Genomic DNA, 16,261 nt, shown 5'->3' with positions numbered 1-16,261 from the left:
ATTAAGGAATTATTAACTCAAATACATCGGATACTTCTAACCATTTGTCCGCGATACGGGCAGATATCTTGTATTTACCGGGTTGCGCATAAGGTACCGCAATCTGCACTTCTTTCAATAACGGATTTCCGCCTATTGGGCTAACCTGCTTGTCTCCAAAATAGATATTAGCATAATTGATAGACTCCCCTTTGAGGGTCACGACGGATCCAATCTTGCCGGAGTGGGGAGCGAATCCGGTATAGCTTGGTTCGGCAACATCTATCGTAAACTGCTTGTCATGTGTATAGTAGTTGTTGTTGAAGACCCTTGCGATCCTGAAACTTTGTTTGCCGCCAGCGAGTGTAGGGATATTAAAGGTCAATAGGCCTTCGGTAGCTATGCCGTATGCTCTTACTGTGCTGAAATTATCAAAAATAATGTAATACATCTCGTTCGCTATAAAATTGCCCGTGACCTGGACTTTGCTCCCTATACTGGTTCCATATTGTGTAACATTATCGGGCTTGAAAGCCTCTACCTGAAACTTATTCTTGGTGGTGATTTCATAATTGGGGCTCTGAATGGTGAGGTCGTAAACGCCATCCGGAAGATCGGGGATCTGAAAGATAAATTTTGAATTATTATCGAAAGGCCTCAATGTCACAGGACTGCCATTTACAACGTATTTTACTTCTCCAAAAATATCTGCACTATGCAAGCCCGATAGCCTTACATGGCCATTGGGGTGCACCCTGGGGGAATCAAAAGTTATGGAATGGGCATCCGGCCTCTTGATCTGAAGTGGCTGTGGAAATATCACCGTGTCACGGCCATTAAAATAGCCTAGTCGATAGCTGTCACCTGAAAGATAGTGGATGTAATCCCTTACAAAGATACTAGAGGAATAAGGAATGATTCGATTCCCTATGATCACGGATGTATTGTAGCCTACACCCGATAGCACGGGTAATTTCAGGTAATTTGTCCAACTTATATTGTAGCTTGCTGGTGGCCCTAGGCGTGATAGGATATTGACTTTGGTTAAATATTCTCTGATCTGATAGCCTGTGGGTTGTTGGTGTGGTATCAAGAAAACGTGTAATTCGGCTTTATTGATAAAATTTCCATTAACTTTAAATGTCAAACTGTTCTCGTTATTACTAATCTGAAATGGAATAGTACCTGCTTGATCTTCTAACTGTAAGTAATATTTACCTTGAATACCCCGAAAATCTCCTTTTACCGTTATCTCGTCGCCCGGTAATACCTGGAATAAGCCCTGGCCAGGATGTACCTTAAACTTGGGCTGCTGCACAGGATAAAAAGAAACTGTAGAAGAACGGAATGTACTATCGCCGATGGTATAATAGTAGCTGAATTGAAACCCATTTTTGAGGAGTACCGTCAGATTGCCCTTGAGCGGGTAGGTGACCCTGCCCGAAACCAGCTTGGTACCCAACGAATAGTTTTGCGAATGAGAAACGGTATCGTTATAGTAAGCTATGTTAAACCCGTGGTCTTTTACATTTTCATCCTTAACATAGCTTACATTGGCGATCAGATTGATATGGTCTGCAGCGATATATTCTATGCCTTGAATTTCTGTTTGACTTTTTTTTGTGTCCTCTGGTTGAAAATTATCTACTTTTTCACAGGAAAACAAGAGCGCTAAAAATAAGGGTACAACAAATAAGGCAAAATACTTACTCATAATGGCGTTTTCAGTTAATAATCGTACGAATATACAATTTAATTTGCATGCCGTATTGTACTTTTTACAAATACAAAACAAAAAGACCCGCACTCCTGCGGGTCTCTGAAACAAAAATTACCCAGTTCCTATGGGTAGGTCGTTACCACTTTGCTGACTTTCCAGCCATCTTTGGTCTGTTGCATAGTGATGTAGTCTATACGGGTGAAGTTATCAAACTTCATCGTTGCCTTTCCTATGGCAGTGGTACCTGCTTGATCCATGATCTCGTAGGTCGTCTCACAGTTATATTTTAAACCTTTGTTGGCTTTTAGAAATGCAAGGTACTCGGAGCGGTTGGATGTCTGGTTATTTACAGCGTTGGCGTATTCAAAATCTGAAGTATAGAGGAATTTGTTGTATTGCGTATTGCCTGTAGCGATGGTCTGAAGGTAAGTGAGTGCAATTTCTTTGCTGTCTAACTTCTTAAGTGGATTAGCGGTTTCTGCTGCCGAGGCATTAAATCCGAATGCTAATGTGAATACAGTGGCGATGGTGGCGATAGTAGTTTTCATCTGAGTAATTTGTTTTTTAGTGGTTGTTCTATTGTTATTTAACTCTTGTCGTTATTGTTGATTCAAAAGTAGGGCAGTATACGCAAATAGGAAATGGCCTTTCGACCAAATGATTTTATTTTTCGGCGAAATCGGTAAAAGAGGCGGTGAAAGAAACTTTCGTTATCAGCTGGAACCCTTTCAAAAAAAAGTTCCTATTCAAAAGAATCTTCGGTATGGAAGCGAACAAAGATCTGTTATTGGCCTTTCTAAATGTTCTTTTTAGAGGGCGTAAGCAAATCGAGGATCTACATTATAATAAGAATGAGCACGTAGGTGTTGCGGATAGATATCTGTCTATGTAACAGAGAGACAGGCGAAATATTCTATGAGGACTTTGGCTTTATTTCCTTAAATTTAGTTCACCGCTGTGTAACAAAACTTTAGACCAAAAGTATTTTTTAAGAAAAATAGAGATCAACAAAATAATTATAAAATACACAGCGTTATTATACCAAAGAGTAGCACATAACGGGTAGCCCCTAAAGTGGAAGATACCTTATGTAAAATAAATGCTTAATTATCATATCCGCAAAAAATAGGCATAGGGCTTATTTGAAAAAAGAAACATAGACACGGAAAAAAGGATAGGGTAAGCGAGTTAGAAAGGGTTCAGATAAGTCTGAACCCTTTTGCTTTATAAGTATTTAAAACTAAAAAGCCTGCACTCCTGCAGGCTTTACATGAAACAAAAAGCTTCAGTTTATTGAAGCTTCTTGAATGTCTATAGATATGTCGTTACCACTTTGCTGACTTTCCAGCCATCTTTGGTCTGTTGCATAGTGATGTAGTCTATACGAGTGAAGTTATCAAACTTCATCGTAGCTTTAGCTATACAGCTGTTACCAGCCTGATCCAAAATGTCGTATGTAGTAGTACAGTTGTACTTCAAACCTTTGTTGGCTTTTAAGAAACTTATATATGCGGAGCGTGAAGTTACTTCCTTATTCGCTGTATTACGATACGCAAAATCGGATGTGAACAGGTGCTTGTTATAATCAATATTTCCGGTAGTCAATGCTTCTACATAGACGAGTGCTATTTTTTTAGCACTAAAATCTTTTAACGGATTTACGGTTTCTTTGGCCGAAGCATTAAATCCGAATGCTAATGTGAATACAGTGGCGATGGTGGCGATAGTAGTTTTCATCTGAGTAATTTGTTTTTTAGTGGTTGTTCTATTGTTATTTAACTCTTGTCGTTATTGTTGATTCAAAAGTAGGGCAGTATACGCAGATAGGAAATGGCCTTTCGACCAAATGATTTTATTTTTCGGCGAAATTGGAGATTGTTTCGGTGAAAAGCTAATGCTTGCGTTGGTGCGGGGTGCGGAGTTTATGTACAATCTAAAAGGCCAAAAGAAAAGCTTGTTTCATTTTTATGCTCTGATAAGAGATCGACCTGGCCGGGAAGTCGGTAACTTCTTTATCATGGTTGATAATCTCCCATTTATTTCTTTTCTTCGTATTAATTAACCTAAGGTTTAATAAGTTGTAATATATGAGTGCTGATATAGAGAGTCTATTGGAAAGATTAAGGGATGGGGATTATGATGCTTTTGAATCGCTTTATCAAACGCTACACCACCAGTTGATAGGCAACCTTTTAAAGCTCCTCAAGTCTTCCGATCTGGCAAAAGAAGTGGCACAGGATACTTTTTTGGTCCTGTGGGAGCAGCGGGCCAGTATCAAGCCAGACCAATCCATTTATGCTTATATAAATAAGATCGCCAGTAACAAAGCATATAATATATTCCGCAAGGCAAGTCACGACTCCCGATACCGCGCTTATCTATTCCCAATCTTAGCGGCTGGATACGAACAGATAGAATCCAGCTTCTTTAAAAAGGAGAGAAGCGAAGGATTACATCGTATTATCGATGAAATGCCTCGTAGACAAAAGGAGATTTTTACGATGTTTAAGATGGATGGCAAATCGTATGAAGAAATTGCTGTCGAATTAAAACTATCCATCCATACGGTACATACGCATATCAAACGTGCCAATCAATTTCTCAAAGATCGTATTAAGGATGATCCGGAACTTTTTACCCTGGTTTGGTTTGCGTTGTTCTTGCCGGCTACATTTATTTAATAATTTATTTATTTTTTTGTACCCAGAAATTTGTCAAAGATTGTTTATATCTATAAACGATCGATATTGTGAAAGAACAGAAGCACATAAAACACATTTTTTTTAAGTATCTACGGAACGAATACTCCAGGGAAGATCTCGATTTTCTTTTGAAAGAACTCGCATCCAATGATTCCAAACGTAACGAATTTGAGAAGCTGATTGAAGAAGCTCTTGATAATACCCATGGACTGGAAAAACTGGCGCCCGAAATAAATCATGTGGCTGAGTGGACGCTTCAGTCTTTGCGTCGGCAAATAAAACCTAAATCAACTACGCCTATCAGATTGCTTCTTAAAATCGCTGCTGCTGTAGTGGCCGTAGTTGGCCTAAGCATAGCCGCTTATCAATGGACATCACATACAAAAGTCGCTCAGCCTCCAACAGAAAATATAGCTTCGACACCCATAGACATGCCCCCCGGTAGAAATCAGGCCGTAATAAGTATCGACGGTGGAGAGGAGGTAATAGTGGACGATGGGGAGCCCGGTATAGAATCGTCAAATAAGGAGATAAGATATTCGAATGGTTTAGCACTTACCCCATTAAAGCCGGGCGACATCGTACAGGTGAGAACGCCCAAAGGAGGACAGTTTCAGGTCACACTTCCGGATGGCACAAAAGTATGGCTCAATGCAGAATCTATACTGCGATACCCATCACAGTTTGGAAGTACCGAAAGAAGTGTATCACTGATCGGGGAGGCCTATTTTGAGGTGAATAAAGATTCGGGCAAATCCAAGCGTTCCTTTGTAGTGAAAAGTGATATGCAAGAGATAAAAGTTTTAGGTACGCATTTTAATGTAAGTGCTTACCCCGATGAATTGCAAAGCACAACCACGCTCATTGAAGGAGCAGTCCATGTTACTGCCTTAAACAGTAGCATCAGAAAGGGCAAAGCTGCTTCAGAGATATTGCGGCCCGGACAGCAGTCGGTGCTCCGCCAAGGGGTACTTAAAGTGGCAAATGCCAACGTAGAAAAGGCACTAGCCTGGAAAAACAATATGTTTATTTTCAACAATACTCCACTGGAAGAAGTCATGAAGACCATTGCAAGATGGTATGATGTAGAGATCTACTACCAGGATAGATCGACCGTGAGCGAAGTGTATGCCGGTAGTATCACCAGGTATGAAAACCTATCCAAAGTGTTGGGTATGTTGGAAAAAGCAGGGGACACGCGTTTCAAACTAGAAGAAGGGAGGGTCGTCGTCATGAAGTAACAAATATCTACCCCAACTAACCATAAATACAATATAAAGCCGAGTACCCGCTGCCCAACAGTGGGAATATACCGGGAATTGAACAACTATCCTTTAAAACCAACATTAATGATGAATGAAAGATCTCAATGGAATATAGGTAAACTGGTGAAGATGATGAAACTGATCTCGCTGTTGCTTATGATGAGTATGGTGCAAGTCAATGCTCGTACATTTGCACAAACAATTACCTACGCAAGAAATAATGTCAGCCTATCTCAGCTTTTTAATGAGATCCGCAAGCAAACAGGCCTAAACGTACTTTGGTCTGCAAAAAAGGTACAAAATAAAAAAACAATAAAGGTTAATTTTATGAAGACCCCTGTCGCTCAGGTCTTAAAGGAGAGCTTAGCAGGACAGGGACTTACTTATGAAATTGAAGACAATACCATTATAATAAAAGAAAACCCAATGAAAACGAGCGTTCAAAACGTAGTAATTTTGAACGATATAGATGTGCACGGTACCATCAAGGGGGATAACAATAAGCCACTTGTGGGGGCAACAGTAACCATCAAAGGGACCAGCAAATCGGCGATTACCAATGAGTCAGGTAACTTTTTGTTGACTAATGTAGATGAAGATGAAGTCCTGATCGTAAGCTATGTCGGGTATTTATCGAAAGAAATAAAGGTTTCAAAAAATATGGGCGTGATTGTCCTTGCCCGTACCCATACCGATATAGGCGAGACGGTAGTGTTCAGCACTGGATACCAACGTATTCCGAAGGAAAGAGCTACAGGATCCTTTGATCTTATCAGCGGCAAGCAAATTCAAAATAAGATTCAGACAAACGTCTTGGAACGTTTGGAAGGGATGGCGCCCGGCCTCTTACTGATAGGAGGCAAGGATAGACCGAATGCAGATCCGACCCAGGATGACGGATTGACGATAAGGGGGGTATCTACATTGTATGGTACAAAAAGACCGCTTATCGTCGTTGATAACTTTCCTATAGAAGGCGATATAAACTCGATCAACCCCAATGATGTAGAAAGTATAACTATATTGAAAGACGCTGCTGCTGCATCTATCTGGGGTGCGCGCGCAGCAAATGGCGTGATCGTAATTAGTACAAAACAAGGCAAGAAAGGTAATATAACCTTTCAATATAACAACAGTTTTCAATTTCAGGCCAAGCCCAATATAGGTTACCTAAATAGATTGTCCGCGGCTGACGATATTGCCGTAGAACGTAAATTGCTTACACCAAGGTATGAAACCCTCCTGGGGTACTCGAACAGCGCATTTTCGGCCTTTGCACATCTGTATATGGATTCGGTAGCGGGTAGAATCACGCCGGAAGAATATGCCCAACGCGTGAGTTATCTATCAGGTCTGGATAACACAGATCAGATCAAAGATCTAATGATGCAATCTCCATTCACGCAAAACCATAGCTTTTCGTTTAATGGAGGTAATGATAGAAATCAATACTACGGGTCCTTAAACTATACCAATGCGAATGGCTACGACCTAAAACAACAGGATAAAACCTATACGGTGTTTCTCAAAACTGCACATCAGGTGACACAGAGGCTGAGTTTCGGTGTAAACGCAAATATGAACTTTAATAACGGTACGGATGCTCCGGTTTCCGCATTGAGTATCTTTAAGCTAAAACCATATGCTATGCTACAAGATGAACTGGGCAACCCGATGGTGGTAAACCGAAATGCTGACCCTGCGAATCAGAACAGTTCAAACGTATTTTCAATAGCGCAACGCATGGCATGGGGACTGGCCGACGAATCCTACTATCCGTTAAAGGAATTGAATAATAAGGACATACGCTTTGATGGTGCTGCACAACGTATTCAGGCAGAACTGAATTATAAAATAGCGGAAGGAATCAACTTGGGGGTGAGTTATCAGTTCGAAAAAGGCAATCTTAAAAAACGTGTCCATACCTTGTCTCAACAAGCAGATCTCCTAAAACAGATAAATGATTTTATCACGCCCTCGCTGGATGACAACGGACAGTTTGCCACCAACTTAGACGGTACTTTGCTGACACCTCAGTATAACATACCACAAGGGGCTAAATTAGACGAGGTCAATAGCAACTATTCGGGACATGTGATCCGTGGTATTCTATCCATCGATAAAACGCTACATACCGACCATGCTATTGCCGCACAGCTGGGGGTCGAGAACAAAAAGTCTGTTAATAGCGCTACTGCTGTGACCAAATACGGCTACGATGATCTTACGCTTAAATTTATAAATCTGGATTGGCAACGGCTTCAAAATTTACCGGTAACGCTATTGAGCATCAGATATCCATTTGATGGCATGAATGACTTCTTTTCTTATGAGGAAAACCGCTTTGTATCTGCTTTTGGAAATGCGTCTTATACGTTTAAAAACAAATATATTGCCAGCGGAAGTATACGTATAGATCAAACCAATCTCTTTGGAACCGATCCAAAATACCTGTACAAGCCGATGTGGTCGGCAGGGGTGGCCTGGAATGCTTCTAAAGAAACCTTCTTTGAAGGACTCTCTTTTGTAAATGATTTGCAACTGCGCGCTACATATGGTATTAATGGTAATATTCCCAAAAATTCGGGTCCTTTTATGATTGCCGCCGCAGATGTAAACTTCATTACCGGTCAACCATCCAATTGGATTATCAGCCCTGCCAATAACGCTTTACGTTGGGAGCGGACAGCGACTTCTAATATTGGGGTAGATTTTGGCTTATTCGGATATAGAATCATCGGTAAACTGGATTATTATAAACGCAATACTACGGATATATTGGGCGATGAGTCTCTAAATCCTACGTACGGTTTTTCAAATGCGCAGATTAATTCGGCAAGTATGACGAATAAAGGATTTGAGGCACAGCTCACGACCAAAAATATAGATGGCCAAAATTTCAGATGGTCTACCACATTCATGTATGCACACAATAAAAATAAAATTACCCATTCGGCTTTATCGCCGGCGTTTAACAACCCAAGAGCAATTGCCAATGGATCGCCTTTCCTTGTGGGAATGCCTTATGGAGGCTTGTATAGCATCCGGTTTGCGGGTCTGTCTGAAGATAAGGGACAGCTACAGGTGCTCGATGCAGATGGTAACCTGGAGAATAGCGAAGAGGGATTGACCAGTAGGCTGGACTTCGCTTATTTTTCAGGAAGCACTAGGCCTATCCATAACGGCGCCTTTACCAACATGTTTGGCTATAGGAATTTTGATCTAAGCTGTATGTTTGTATTCTACGCAGGCTCTGTAGCTAGACAGAATATGCCAAGAGGAGTTAGAGGTCCTAATGCCCTGGATGGTAGACTGGCAGATGCATGGAAAAAACCTGGTGATGAGCATATCACGAGCATCCCTAATGTTATCGATGATCCGAATTCTTGGTATACGAATACTTACTATCGTAATTACCTGGATGTAAATGTATTTAACTCTTCTTATGCTAAGCTTCGCGAGGTAATATTAACGTATAATGTACCGGCCAATAGCTTGAATAGAATCAAATATCTTAAAGGATTGCAGTTTAATGCGCAGATTCGGAATTTATGGACCATAGATTTCAATAAATTTGACATCGATCCGGAAGCATTCGCTAACCAGCAGCGCACATTACCAGAAATGCCAACCTATTCTATCGGTATCAACGCAACATTTTAATACGAATAAAGATGAAGAAATATTATATATACCTATTGTTTGCCTTTGTGGTGCTATCTACTACAGCTTGTAAAGAATATTTAGATATCACCCCAAAAGGCTATGTGATCCCCTCAAAGATTGAAGACTTTGAACGTATCCTAAATGATGCCAATATCTTTCGGTTTCTATCTACAGATATTGATTTTCTATCGGATGATTATTATGCGACGAATATTGACCCCACTAATTTTAAGGACAACGTACAGAGTCGGTTATATTTCTGGAAAAAAGATATTTATGCTACCGAAGAAGAAATATCTTACTCCTTTTGGTCAAGTTTGTTTGGTAGTATTTATCAGTTTAACGCGATTATTAATAATGTAGAAAAATCTGTAGGGGCTACACCGGATCGCGCTGCAAAAATCAAAGCGCAGGCTCAGTTTGGCAGAGCTTTGGCTTATTGGTATTTGGTTAATATTTACACAAAGCCTTATGCAAGCGCTACGGCGGGTACAGATTTGGGAATCCCACTGGTCGTGAACAACGATATTACAAAACAGCTGCCGGGTAGAGGTACCGTACAGGCAACTTATGATTTTATAGTCAAAGATCTGACAGAATCACTAGGTGCAGTACCCGAATCGGCGGCAAATCCTTACATGATTTCTAAACCTGCTGTATATGGCTTCTTGGCACGTACCTATTTAATGATGGGTAAATACGATCTGGCGGCTAAGGCAGCTGGCGATGCATTAAGCTTTAATAATCAATTGATTGATTATAATGAGGTGTGCTCGGAAAAAGTAAGTAGGAACGGTGTGCCTTATATTGGTGTCAAACCGGGGGTCACTGTATTTTCAGACCACCTGAAAGTTCCTGAAAATATCTTTTCATTACTATTTACTTATATCGGGGGTATGTATTATCAACCTATCGCAAAGGAGACAGAGAAGCTATTTGATGCCGATGACTTGAGACGTGTTTTTTTCAACCCCTACATGGAAATAGGTGCGCCCTGGAATGGTTTGTATACCTATATGGAGCAGTTTGCTTACGTAAATCCGGGGATTACTACGGCAGAGATGTATTTAATCCGGGCAGAATCCAGGGCTAGGACCAAGGATCTTGCTGGAGCCATGCAGGACATAAATACTTTGCGCAAAAATAGAATTAAGGCTGACGAATTTACTGACATGACGGCTACATCCGAGACCGATGCGGTGAAGTTCATCTTATTAGAGCGTCGCAAAGAACTGTTGTTTAAAGGGGCTAGGTGGTTTGATATGCGTAGATTGAACAATGATCCTCAGTATGGTTTTACGGCGTATCATTATTTTATAGATGGTACTAAGGTGGCTATTGAACCCAACAGCCCTTCTTATACGTTGAATCTACCTGAATCGGCGCTGGCCACCCATATAGTACAAAATTAAAAATTCAAACATGGGATTAAGCTATAAATGTTATGTGTTGTGTGCGGCCTTGATGGCCGTCACAACGCTTTATGCGCAACAAAAAACAATTATAAAAGTACATAATGCGCACGCTGCCGACAAGGAGGTTAGGATCTCGATCCCTATCGATGGCAACTATTTTCAGGAAAATCAGCGCTCGAGTCAGATGGCACCGAACAAGGAGGCGGTTATTGAATTTGACATAAACAAAGAGGGCATGGTAAGGGTGGTGAACGATTTTCGCTACGTTTATGTATGGGTAAAACCTGGTGATCGCCTGGATGTAGATTTTGGCCCCGACAATACGTACAAGATAAGTGGGGCTAACGGATCTGGACAAGAGCTTTACAATAAACTATATTCTGATGATACGCGTAGCAGATATGAGGTGCTGGAAGTCTATCCTCGGGCTGAGAAAAGGGTGGAGGTTTGCGACAGCTTGAAAAACGTCGATGTTGCGCAATTTAAAGCTTTATTGGAGCAGGGTAAAATAGATAAAGACTTTTACAATAGGGTTCAGATAGAAGCAGAGCTATATTATAAGCTTCTGTTGTCTACTGCTATTTTCTTCAAGATGCGATCGCATGTGTTTAGTCCGGAACCTGATACTCAAAATTTGCCTGATCCAAGCTATTTAAAGGTATGGCAAGATATCTATAGTGACTTAAATACAAATGCAGACTGGATAAAGAGTCCGTTGTTTAATTCGCACTTGGGGCGATATCATAGCTTGCTCCGCCTGATGAACAAACCTTTGACACAAAGAGACTTACCCTATTCACTGGAAATGATTAATACATTTAAACCTCTGTTGAAAGATGAGACGCTCGAATACGCCTGGGCAACGTGTATAGCGGATGGTTTAGCAAGTAAGGACAATGAGAAAGCTTGGCTCGCTAATTGGACCGATTTTGTACAGCAGTACCCTAATAGTAAATTGATTTTGCCGTTAAAACCTGCAGTTGAAGAGGTGCAAGACTACCATAACAGAATAGGCAAAAGCGATGCGTGTGTTGAATTTTTAGAAGATTTTGCCCATATAAATACTTTAGCTGAACTTGGTGAGCGTCTGAAAGGAGCTGTCGCTTATGTAGATCTTTGGGCAACCTGGTGTGGCCCATGCCGGGCGGAGCTGCAATATAGTATCAAATTGCATGGTGCGATGGAAAAGATGGGCATAATGCCGGTGTACCTATCTATAGACTACGATAATGCGGATGCCAAATGGAGAGAAATGGTACAGGGCTATCCCTTGAAAGGGATTAATCTGCGTGCTAACAAAGCTTTGGCAAAAGATATACGCGATAAAGTTCCAGGTTTTAACGGAATACCCCGTTATCTGATTTTTGACAAGACAGGCAAAATCGTAAATTGGGATGCTAAACGCCCTAGCGATATGGATGAATTGTTGAATCAATTGAAAGCGGTAAGGTAAATCTACCTACGAAAGTCTAGGTACCAGCTATTCACCTGAGGGCACACGGGTAATGTTTCGCCGGGCTTTCGTCTGTCTTCAGGGGACCGATAGCCCGGATGATTTACGCTAAGAGCGTGCTGCTTATATTCTTTTTCCAAATAAAAAGCCCCGATCGCTCGGGGCCTAAACATATAATTTACAGTAAAAATCACAAAATACTAAGCGTATGTTGTTACCACTTTGCTGACTTTCCAGCCATCTGGGGTCTGCAGCAGCGTAATGTAGTCTATACGGGTGAATTTCTCGAATTGCATGCTTGCCTTGGCCATACAGGTAGGACCTGTCTGATCCAATATTTCGTAACTGGTCTTGCAGTTGTACTTTAACCCTTTATTGCCTTTCAGAAACTTTAAATAGGTCGCACGGTTGTGTACCTGATCCGTGCTGGCGACGCGGTATTCAAAGTCCGGGGCAAATAGATACTTGTTGAACTCGGTGTTACCTATTGTTATAGCTTCTACATAGGTAAGGGCAATTTTCAGGGCGCTGACGTCTTTCAATGGATTAAAGGCCGTTTTGGCCGAAGCATTAAATGATAGGGCGAGAATGAATACTGTTGCGATGGTTGCGATAATCTTTTTCATCTGAATAATGTTTTTTTAAATGGTAGTAGTTTCTTTTATCCTTAAGACGCTAGTTCTATTATGGAGGTTGCGCCTGCTTGTTGTTTTATTTATTCTTTCTAGCATCAACCATATTTTATCAACTTTCTTCTCCGATGCCTGCTTTGTGGTAATTGCTGATTCAAAAATAGGAGGGATTGCGCAGGTCGGAAACGATCTTTCGACCAAATGATTTTATTTTTCGGCGAAAGAAGAGATTGCTTCGGTGAAAAGTTCTGTAGTTGTTGATAATTATTCTCAAAAAAGACTGTTCACAGTCTCCGAATCGACTCAAAGTGCTCCTGAGACATTCCTAGATGCAATAAAACACTGGAAAGTGGGCACCTTAATTGGTAAACATACGTCAGGGGCTAACGGAAATATCAACTATCAATATCTCCCAGGAGGAATTATGGTTACTTTTTCGGGAATAAAAGTCATAAACTCGGATGGCACTAAACACCACCTCGACGGTATCACGCCAGATTATGAAGTAGACTACTCCCTGAATGATGTGTTACAAAAGCGAGATCCCTTTATAGAAAAGGCTTTAGAGATCATCACAAAATAGGGGAAATAGAACAAAAAAGCAGGCCCCGAAATAATCGGAGCCTGCTTTTATATCGTATAGTTATTAAGATAGTTTATCGGCCTTTTGTTTGCGTGCATTGACGATCAGGTAACTGACATACAAGAGAATCAACCATATCGGGATGAGCTCGACAGATATCTTCAAGCCGGTAAACCACATCATCACCAAAACGCCTGACAGGAATAAAAGACAGATCACATTACTAAAAGGATAGAATAAACTAGGAAATAGGGTTTTCTTGTTTTCTTTTATCTTTTGTTTTTTGAAGTAAATATGGGTCCAGCTAATCATAATCCAGTTAATGATCAGGGATGATACAACCAGAGACATTAATATTTCTAAGGCTTTTTCGGGTATTAGTTTGTTGACAACGATACAAATGGCGACCAAGGCAGCTGATACTAAAATGGCTGCAGTAGGCGCGTGGTTCTTATTCACCTTATTCAGAAACTTAGGCGCATTGCCCTGCTCGGCTAGGCCGTAAAGCATTCTGGAATTGCTATATACGGAGCTATTATACACAGATAAGGCCGCTGTAAGCACGATTAGATTGAGCACATTGGCTATGATGGTCGTAAAGAAGTATGTCTTGCCAAACAGTGTGAATTGATAAGAATTAAGGGAGTTGAATACTTCGACAAAAGGGCTCGTATCGGCATTGATACTACGCCAAGGCATTAATGAAAATAGAATAAACAAGGCTCCTACATAGAAAATAAGGATCCGGATCAACACTTGGTTGGTCGCTCTTGGAATATTCTTCTCTGGATTCTCGGCCTCAGCGGCGGTGATCCCAACAAGTTCGAGACCCCCGAATGAGAACATGATCATCACTAGCGCAGCTAGAAGCCCCTGGTAACTACCGTCCTCGGCGGTGCCTAACCATCCTTTTGGAAAGAAGCCGCCATCGTTATAGAGGTTGGTGACCGTTGCCGTCTCACCCCCTGAACCTGAAATGAGTAGATAGGCACCAAATATGATCATCGCAATGATGGCGACGACCTTGATAATAGAAAACCAGAACTCGGTCTCTCCATATACTTTTACAGAAGCAAGGTTGATCGCATTGACGACGATAAAAAAGAAAAGACTGGATACCCATAATGGAATTTCGGGCCACCAGAATTGTACATACACACCAATAGCCGTAAGCTCCGCCATACTGACAAGGATGTAAAGTACCCAGTAGTTCCACCCGGATGCATAACCTGCAAAGCCGCCCCAATACTTGTTGGCAAAGAAGGAGAAGCTGCCGGAAACAGGTTCGTCGACCACCATCTCTCCCAGCTGACGCATAATGAAAAAAGCAATAATGCCAGCAATAGCGTAGCCCAATAATACGGAGGGGCCTGCCAATACAGCCGCTTTTCCGATACCTAAAAATAGCCCCGTGCCTATAGCTCCACCTAAAGCAATAAGCTGAATGTGCCTATTGGTAAGTCCCCGTTTTAATTTTTGATCTTTATTGTTATCGTTCACAATCTTGGTTAATTTTTGTTTTCTTTATTATTGATAGCAGCTGTGCCGACACCTAGCAGTTCATCCCAGTAGGTTCCGGTGCGACGGTAGTAGACCAGAATTTGATAATCATTGCCGGTCTGAAAATGGCTGCCTGAAAAAGCATCCGTGATGGTCTTTCCTTCAGGAGTGACCAACACATACTCGTAGTCGTAAAGCCCCTGCTTTAACTTTAGTGTTACTTCCCAATTCTGACTTTTAGCATTGTATTGCAACCGGTTATACGATGTCTGCTGGTAGTTATTGAATCCTCCAACCACATAAATCGATCCACCGATATCTTCCTTTGCCTCTAGGGAGAAGGTGACGTCTGCATAGTCAGCACTGATGTCTTCCTGAGCGTAATCGAGATTCCGTATATAGAATTTACCGTTCTCATCGTAAGTGGTCGCATAGGTCTCTCCGTTATTGTTCTTGTCGGTAAACAATAGGATATCCACAAGGCTGTCTATACGGATATCCTGGATCTGTGCCGAACCTCCTTTAAAAGAACGTAGGTCAGCATAGCGAAACTCGTTATTACCCAGAAAATCAAGGGTTTCGCTATTGTTATACTTGATTTCACTTGTGCCTATAAACATAGGGGTCTTAAGCACCATCCTATTATCGGGGCGTTGGTTCTGAAGGACATGTATCTGTATGTCTCGGTGTGGATTAGCTATCGTTAATCCTGTTTTTATCGTTACATTTAGCTTTTGGTTCGTCAGACGTTTGTTGGCAAAGCTTGAAGCCATCACCTGGCTTTCGATGGCTACCAAAGGCTTGACCACGTAAAATCTTCGGGTAAGAATGAGTCTTTGTTTGTCGGCATCTTCATATACTTTGAGTAGAAAGTTGCCAGCAACCTTGGGCCTCACGTATTCATTCGGAAATACAGTTTTGTAATGTGTGAAAGGCTGTAAGGTACCCTGGGATTGTTGACTTTCGACGATTCGGTCTTCATTGTATCCTTCGGCATAGTCCAGGGATGATAAGCGGCTCTGTGTCCAATCGGCATTGCAGTGTTCAATGCTGTAGTAATAACTGCGAACGTCGGCCCTCAGATCATCAAACGAGAGGTTCAGAAGCTCTGTATCTCCTAATGTATATATAGGCAGCTGGCTTTCCTTGCCCGTAGGATAGAGCTGTACGGACTGTATCTCGCGGAGATAGTTGAAATCTTTATACAGCAATTCCTGCTTTGGAGACTGCTCGACATAAACACGCTTCTTTTTCTTCTTTTGCGCTTGGGCGACCAACGCTAACTGCAAAAGAAGAAAAAAGACAAAGAATGGTTTGATTTTAAACATAAAGAAGGGTTGACGCTG

The 16,261-nt window shown here is 41.4% G+C and carries 13 protein-coding genes; 7 read left to right on the top strand and 6 right to left on the bottom strand.

Translation table 11 applies throughout. The annotated features are described in order from the left end of the window. Position 1: 1 nt before the first annotated feature. A complete protein-coding gene (locus tag G7B18_RS12240; RefSeq protein ID WP_164122732.1) occupies positions 2-1,693 on the bottom strand; it encodes a hypothetical protein in 1,692 nt (563 codons plus the stop codon). 128 nt (positions 1,694-1,821) lie between these two features. Then, complete coding sequence (locus G7B18_RS12235; protein ID WP_164122730.1) at positions 1,822-2,247, bottom strand: nuclear transport factor 2 family protein; 426 nt, start codon at positions 2,245-2,247, stop codon at positions 1,822-1,824. Positions 2,248-2,393: 146 nt separating this feature from the next. Between G7B18_RS12235 and G7B18_RS12230 the strand changes: the two genes are divergently transcribed. Next, entirely contained in the window at positions 2,394-2,591 is a 198-nt protein-coding gene (locus G7B18_RS12230) for an Rpn family recombination-promoting nuclease/putative transposase (RefSeq protein WP_262886624.1), read from the top strand. 419 nt (positions 2,592-3,010) lie between these two features. Here the strand turns inward: G7B18_RS12230 and G7B18_RS12225 are convergent, their stop codons facing one another. Beyond that, complete coding sequence (locus G7B18_RS12225; protein ID WP_164122725.1) at positions 3,011-3,436, bottom strand: nuclear transport factor 2 family protein; 426 nt, start codon at positions 3,434-3,436, stop codon at positions 3,011-3,013. 350 nt (positions 3,437-3,786) lie between these two features. On the opposite strand from G7B18_RS12225, the gene G7B18_RS12220 reads away from it, so the two are divergent. From G7B18_RS12220 to G7B18_RS12200, 5 genes are all read left to right on the top strand, one after another. Further along, positions 3,787-4,380 carry an RNA polymerase sigma factor gene (locus G7B18_RS12220; RefSeq protein ID WP_164112585.1) on the top strand — a complete coding sequence of 198 codons (594 nt, stop codon included), beginning with the start codon at positions 3,787-3,789 and terminating at the stop codon, positions 4,378-4,380. Positions 4,381-4,448: 68 nt separating this feature from the next. Continuing rightward, positions 4,449-5,642: a FecR family protein gene (locus tag G7B18_RS12215; protein ID WP_164122724.1), complete on the top strand. Its 1,194-nt coding sequence runs from the start codon at positions 4,449-4,451 to the stop codon at positions 5,640-5,642. Between the two features lie 108 nt (positions 5,643-5,750). After that, complete coding sequence (locus tag G7B18_RS12210) at positions 5,751-9,329, top strand: SusC/RagA family TonB-linked outer membrane protein (protein WP_164112583.1); 3,579 nt, start codon at positions 5,751-5,753, stop codon at positions 9,327-9,329. Positions 9,330-9,340: 11 nt separating this feature from the next. Then, positions 9,341-10,744: a RagB/SusD family nutrient uptake outer membrane protein gene (locus G7B18_RS12205; RefSeq protein ID WP_164122722.1), complete on the top strand. Its 1,404-nt coding sequence runs from the start codon at positions 9,341-9,343 to the stop codon at positions 10,742-10,744. Between the two features lie 10 nt (positions 10,745-10,754). After that, complete coding sequence (locus tag G7B18_RS12200) at positions 10,755-12,200, top strand: TlpA family protein disulfide reductase (RefSeq protein WP_164122720.1); 1,446 nt, start codon at positions 10,755-10,757, stop codon at positions 12,198-12,200. 200 nt (positions 12,201-12,400) lie between these two features. Here the strand turns inward: G7B18_RS12200 and G7B18_RS12195 are convergent, their stop codons facing one another. Then, a complete protein-coding gene (locus tag G7B18_RS12195) occupies positions 12,401-12,826 on the bottom strand; it encodes a nuclear transport factor 2 family protein (RefSeq protein ID WP_164126758.1) in 426 nt (141 codons plus the stop codon). Between the two features lie 244 nt (positions 12,827-13,070). On the opposite strand from G7B18_RS12195, the gene G7B18_RS12190 reads away from it, so the two are divergent. Then, on the top strand, positions 13,071-13,415 hold the full coding sequence (locus G7B18_RS12190; protein WP_164122718.1) for a S41 family peptidase: 345 nt from the start codon (positions 13,071-13,073) through the stop codon (positions 13,413-13,415). Between the two features lie 63 nt (positions 13,416-13,478). On the opposite strand, the gene G7B18_RS12185 is transcribed toward G7B18_RS12190, so the two are convergent. Both G7B18_RS12185 and G7B18_RS12180 read right to left on the bottom strand, forming a co-directional pair. Beyond that, positions 13,479-14,915 (bottom strand): amino acid permease, encoded by a 1,437-nt coding sequence (locus G7B18_RS12185; RefSeq protein WP_164122716.1) that lies wholly within the window; start codon positions 14,913-14,915, stop codon positions 13,479-13,481. An 8-nt stretch (positions 14,916-14,923) separates the two neighbouring features. Continuing rightward, entirely contained in the window at positions 14,924-16,243 is a 1,320-nt protein-coding gene (locus G7B18_RS12180) for a type IX secretion system plug protein domain-containing protein (RefSeq protein WP_164122714.1), read from the bottom strand. Between the last annotated feature and the right edge of the window lie 18 nt (positions 16,244-16,261).

This window comes from Sphingobacterium sp. xlx-130, assembly GCF_011007405.1.
GTDB classification, from domain to species: Bacteria; Bacteroidota; Bacteroidia; order Sphingobacteriales; family Sphingobacteriaceae; genus Sphingobacterium; species Sphingobacterium luzhongxinii.
This window is presented reverse-complemented; position numbering and strand designations above follow the sequence as displayed.

Bases quoted from the DNA above. Each gene is read 5' to 3' on its own strand.
- G7B18_RS12240 (WP_164122732.1), bottom strand. From the start codon at position 1,693: ATGAGTAAGTATTTTGCCTTATTTGTTGTACCCTTATTTTTAGCGCTC.
- G7B18_RS12235 (WP_164122730.1), bottom strand. From the start codon at position 2,247: ATGAAAACTACTATCGCCACCATCGCCACTGTATTCACATTAGCATTC.
- G7B18_RS12225 (WP_164122725.1), bottom strand. From the start codon at position 3,436: ATGAAAACTACTATCGCCACCATCGCCACTGTATTCACATTAGCATTC.
- G7B18_RS12220 (WP_164112585.1), top strand. From the start codon at position 3,787: ATGAGTGCTGATATAGAGAGTCTATTGGAAAGATTAAGGGATGGGGAT.
- G7B18_RS12210 (WP_164112583.1), top strand. From the start codon at position 5,751: ATGATGAATGAAAGATCTCAATGGAATATAGGTAAACTGGTGAAGATG.
- G7B18_RS12205 (WP_164122722.1), top strand. From the start codon at position 9,341: ATGAAGAAATATTATATATACCTATTGTTTGCCTTTGTGGTGCTATCT.
- G7B18_RS12200 (WP_164122720.1), top strand. From the start codon at position 10,755: ATGGGATTAAGCTATAAATGTTATGTGTTGTGTGCGGCCTTGATGGCC.
- G7B18_RS12195 (WP_164126758.1), bottom strand. From the start codon at position 12,826: ATGAAAAAGATTATCGCAACCATCGCAACAGTATTCATTCTCGCCCTA.
- G7B18_RS12180 (WP_164122714.1), bottom strand. From the start codon at position 16,243: ATGTTTAAAATCAAACCATTCTTTGTCTTTTTTCTTCTTTTGCAGTTA.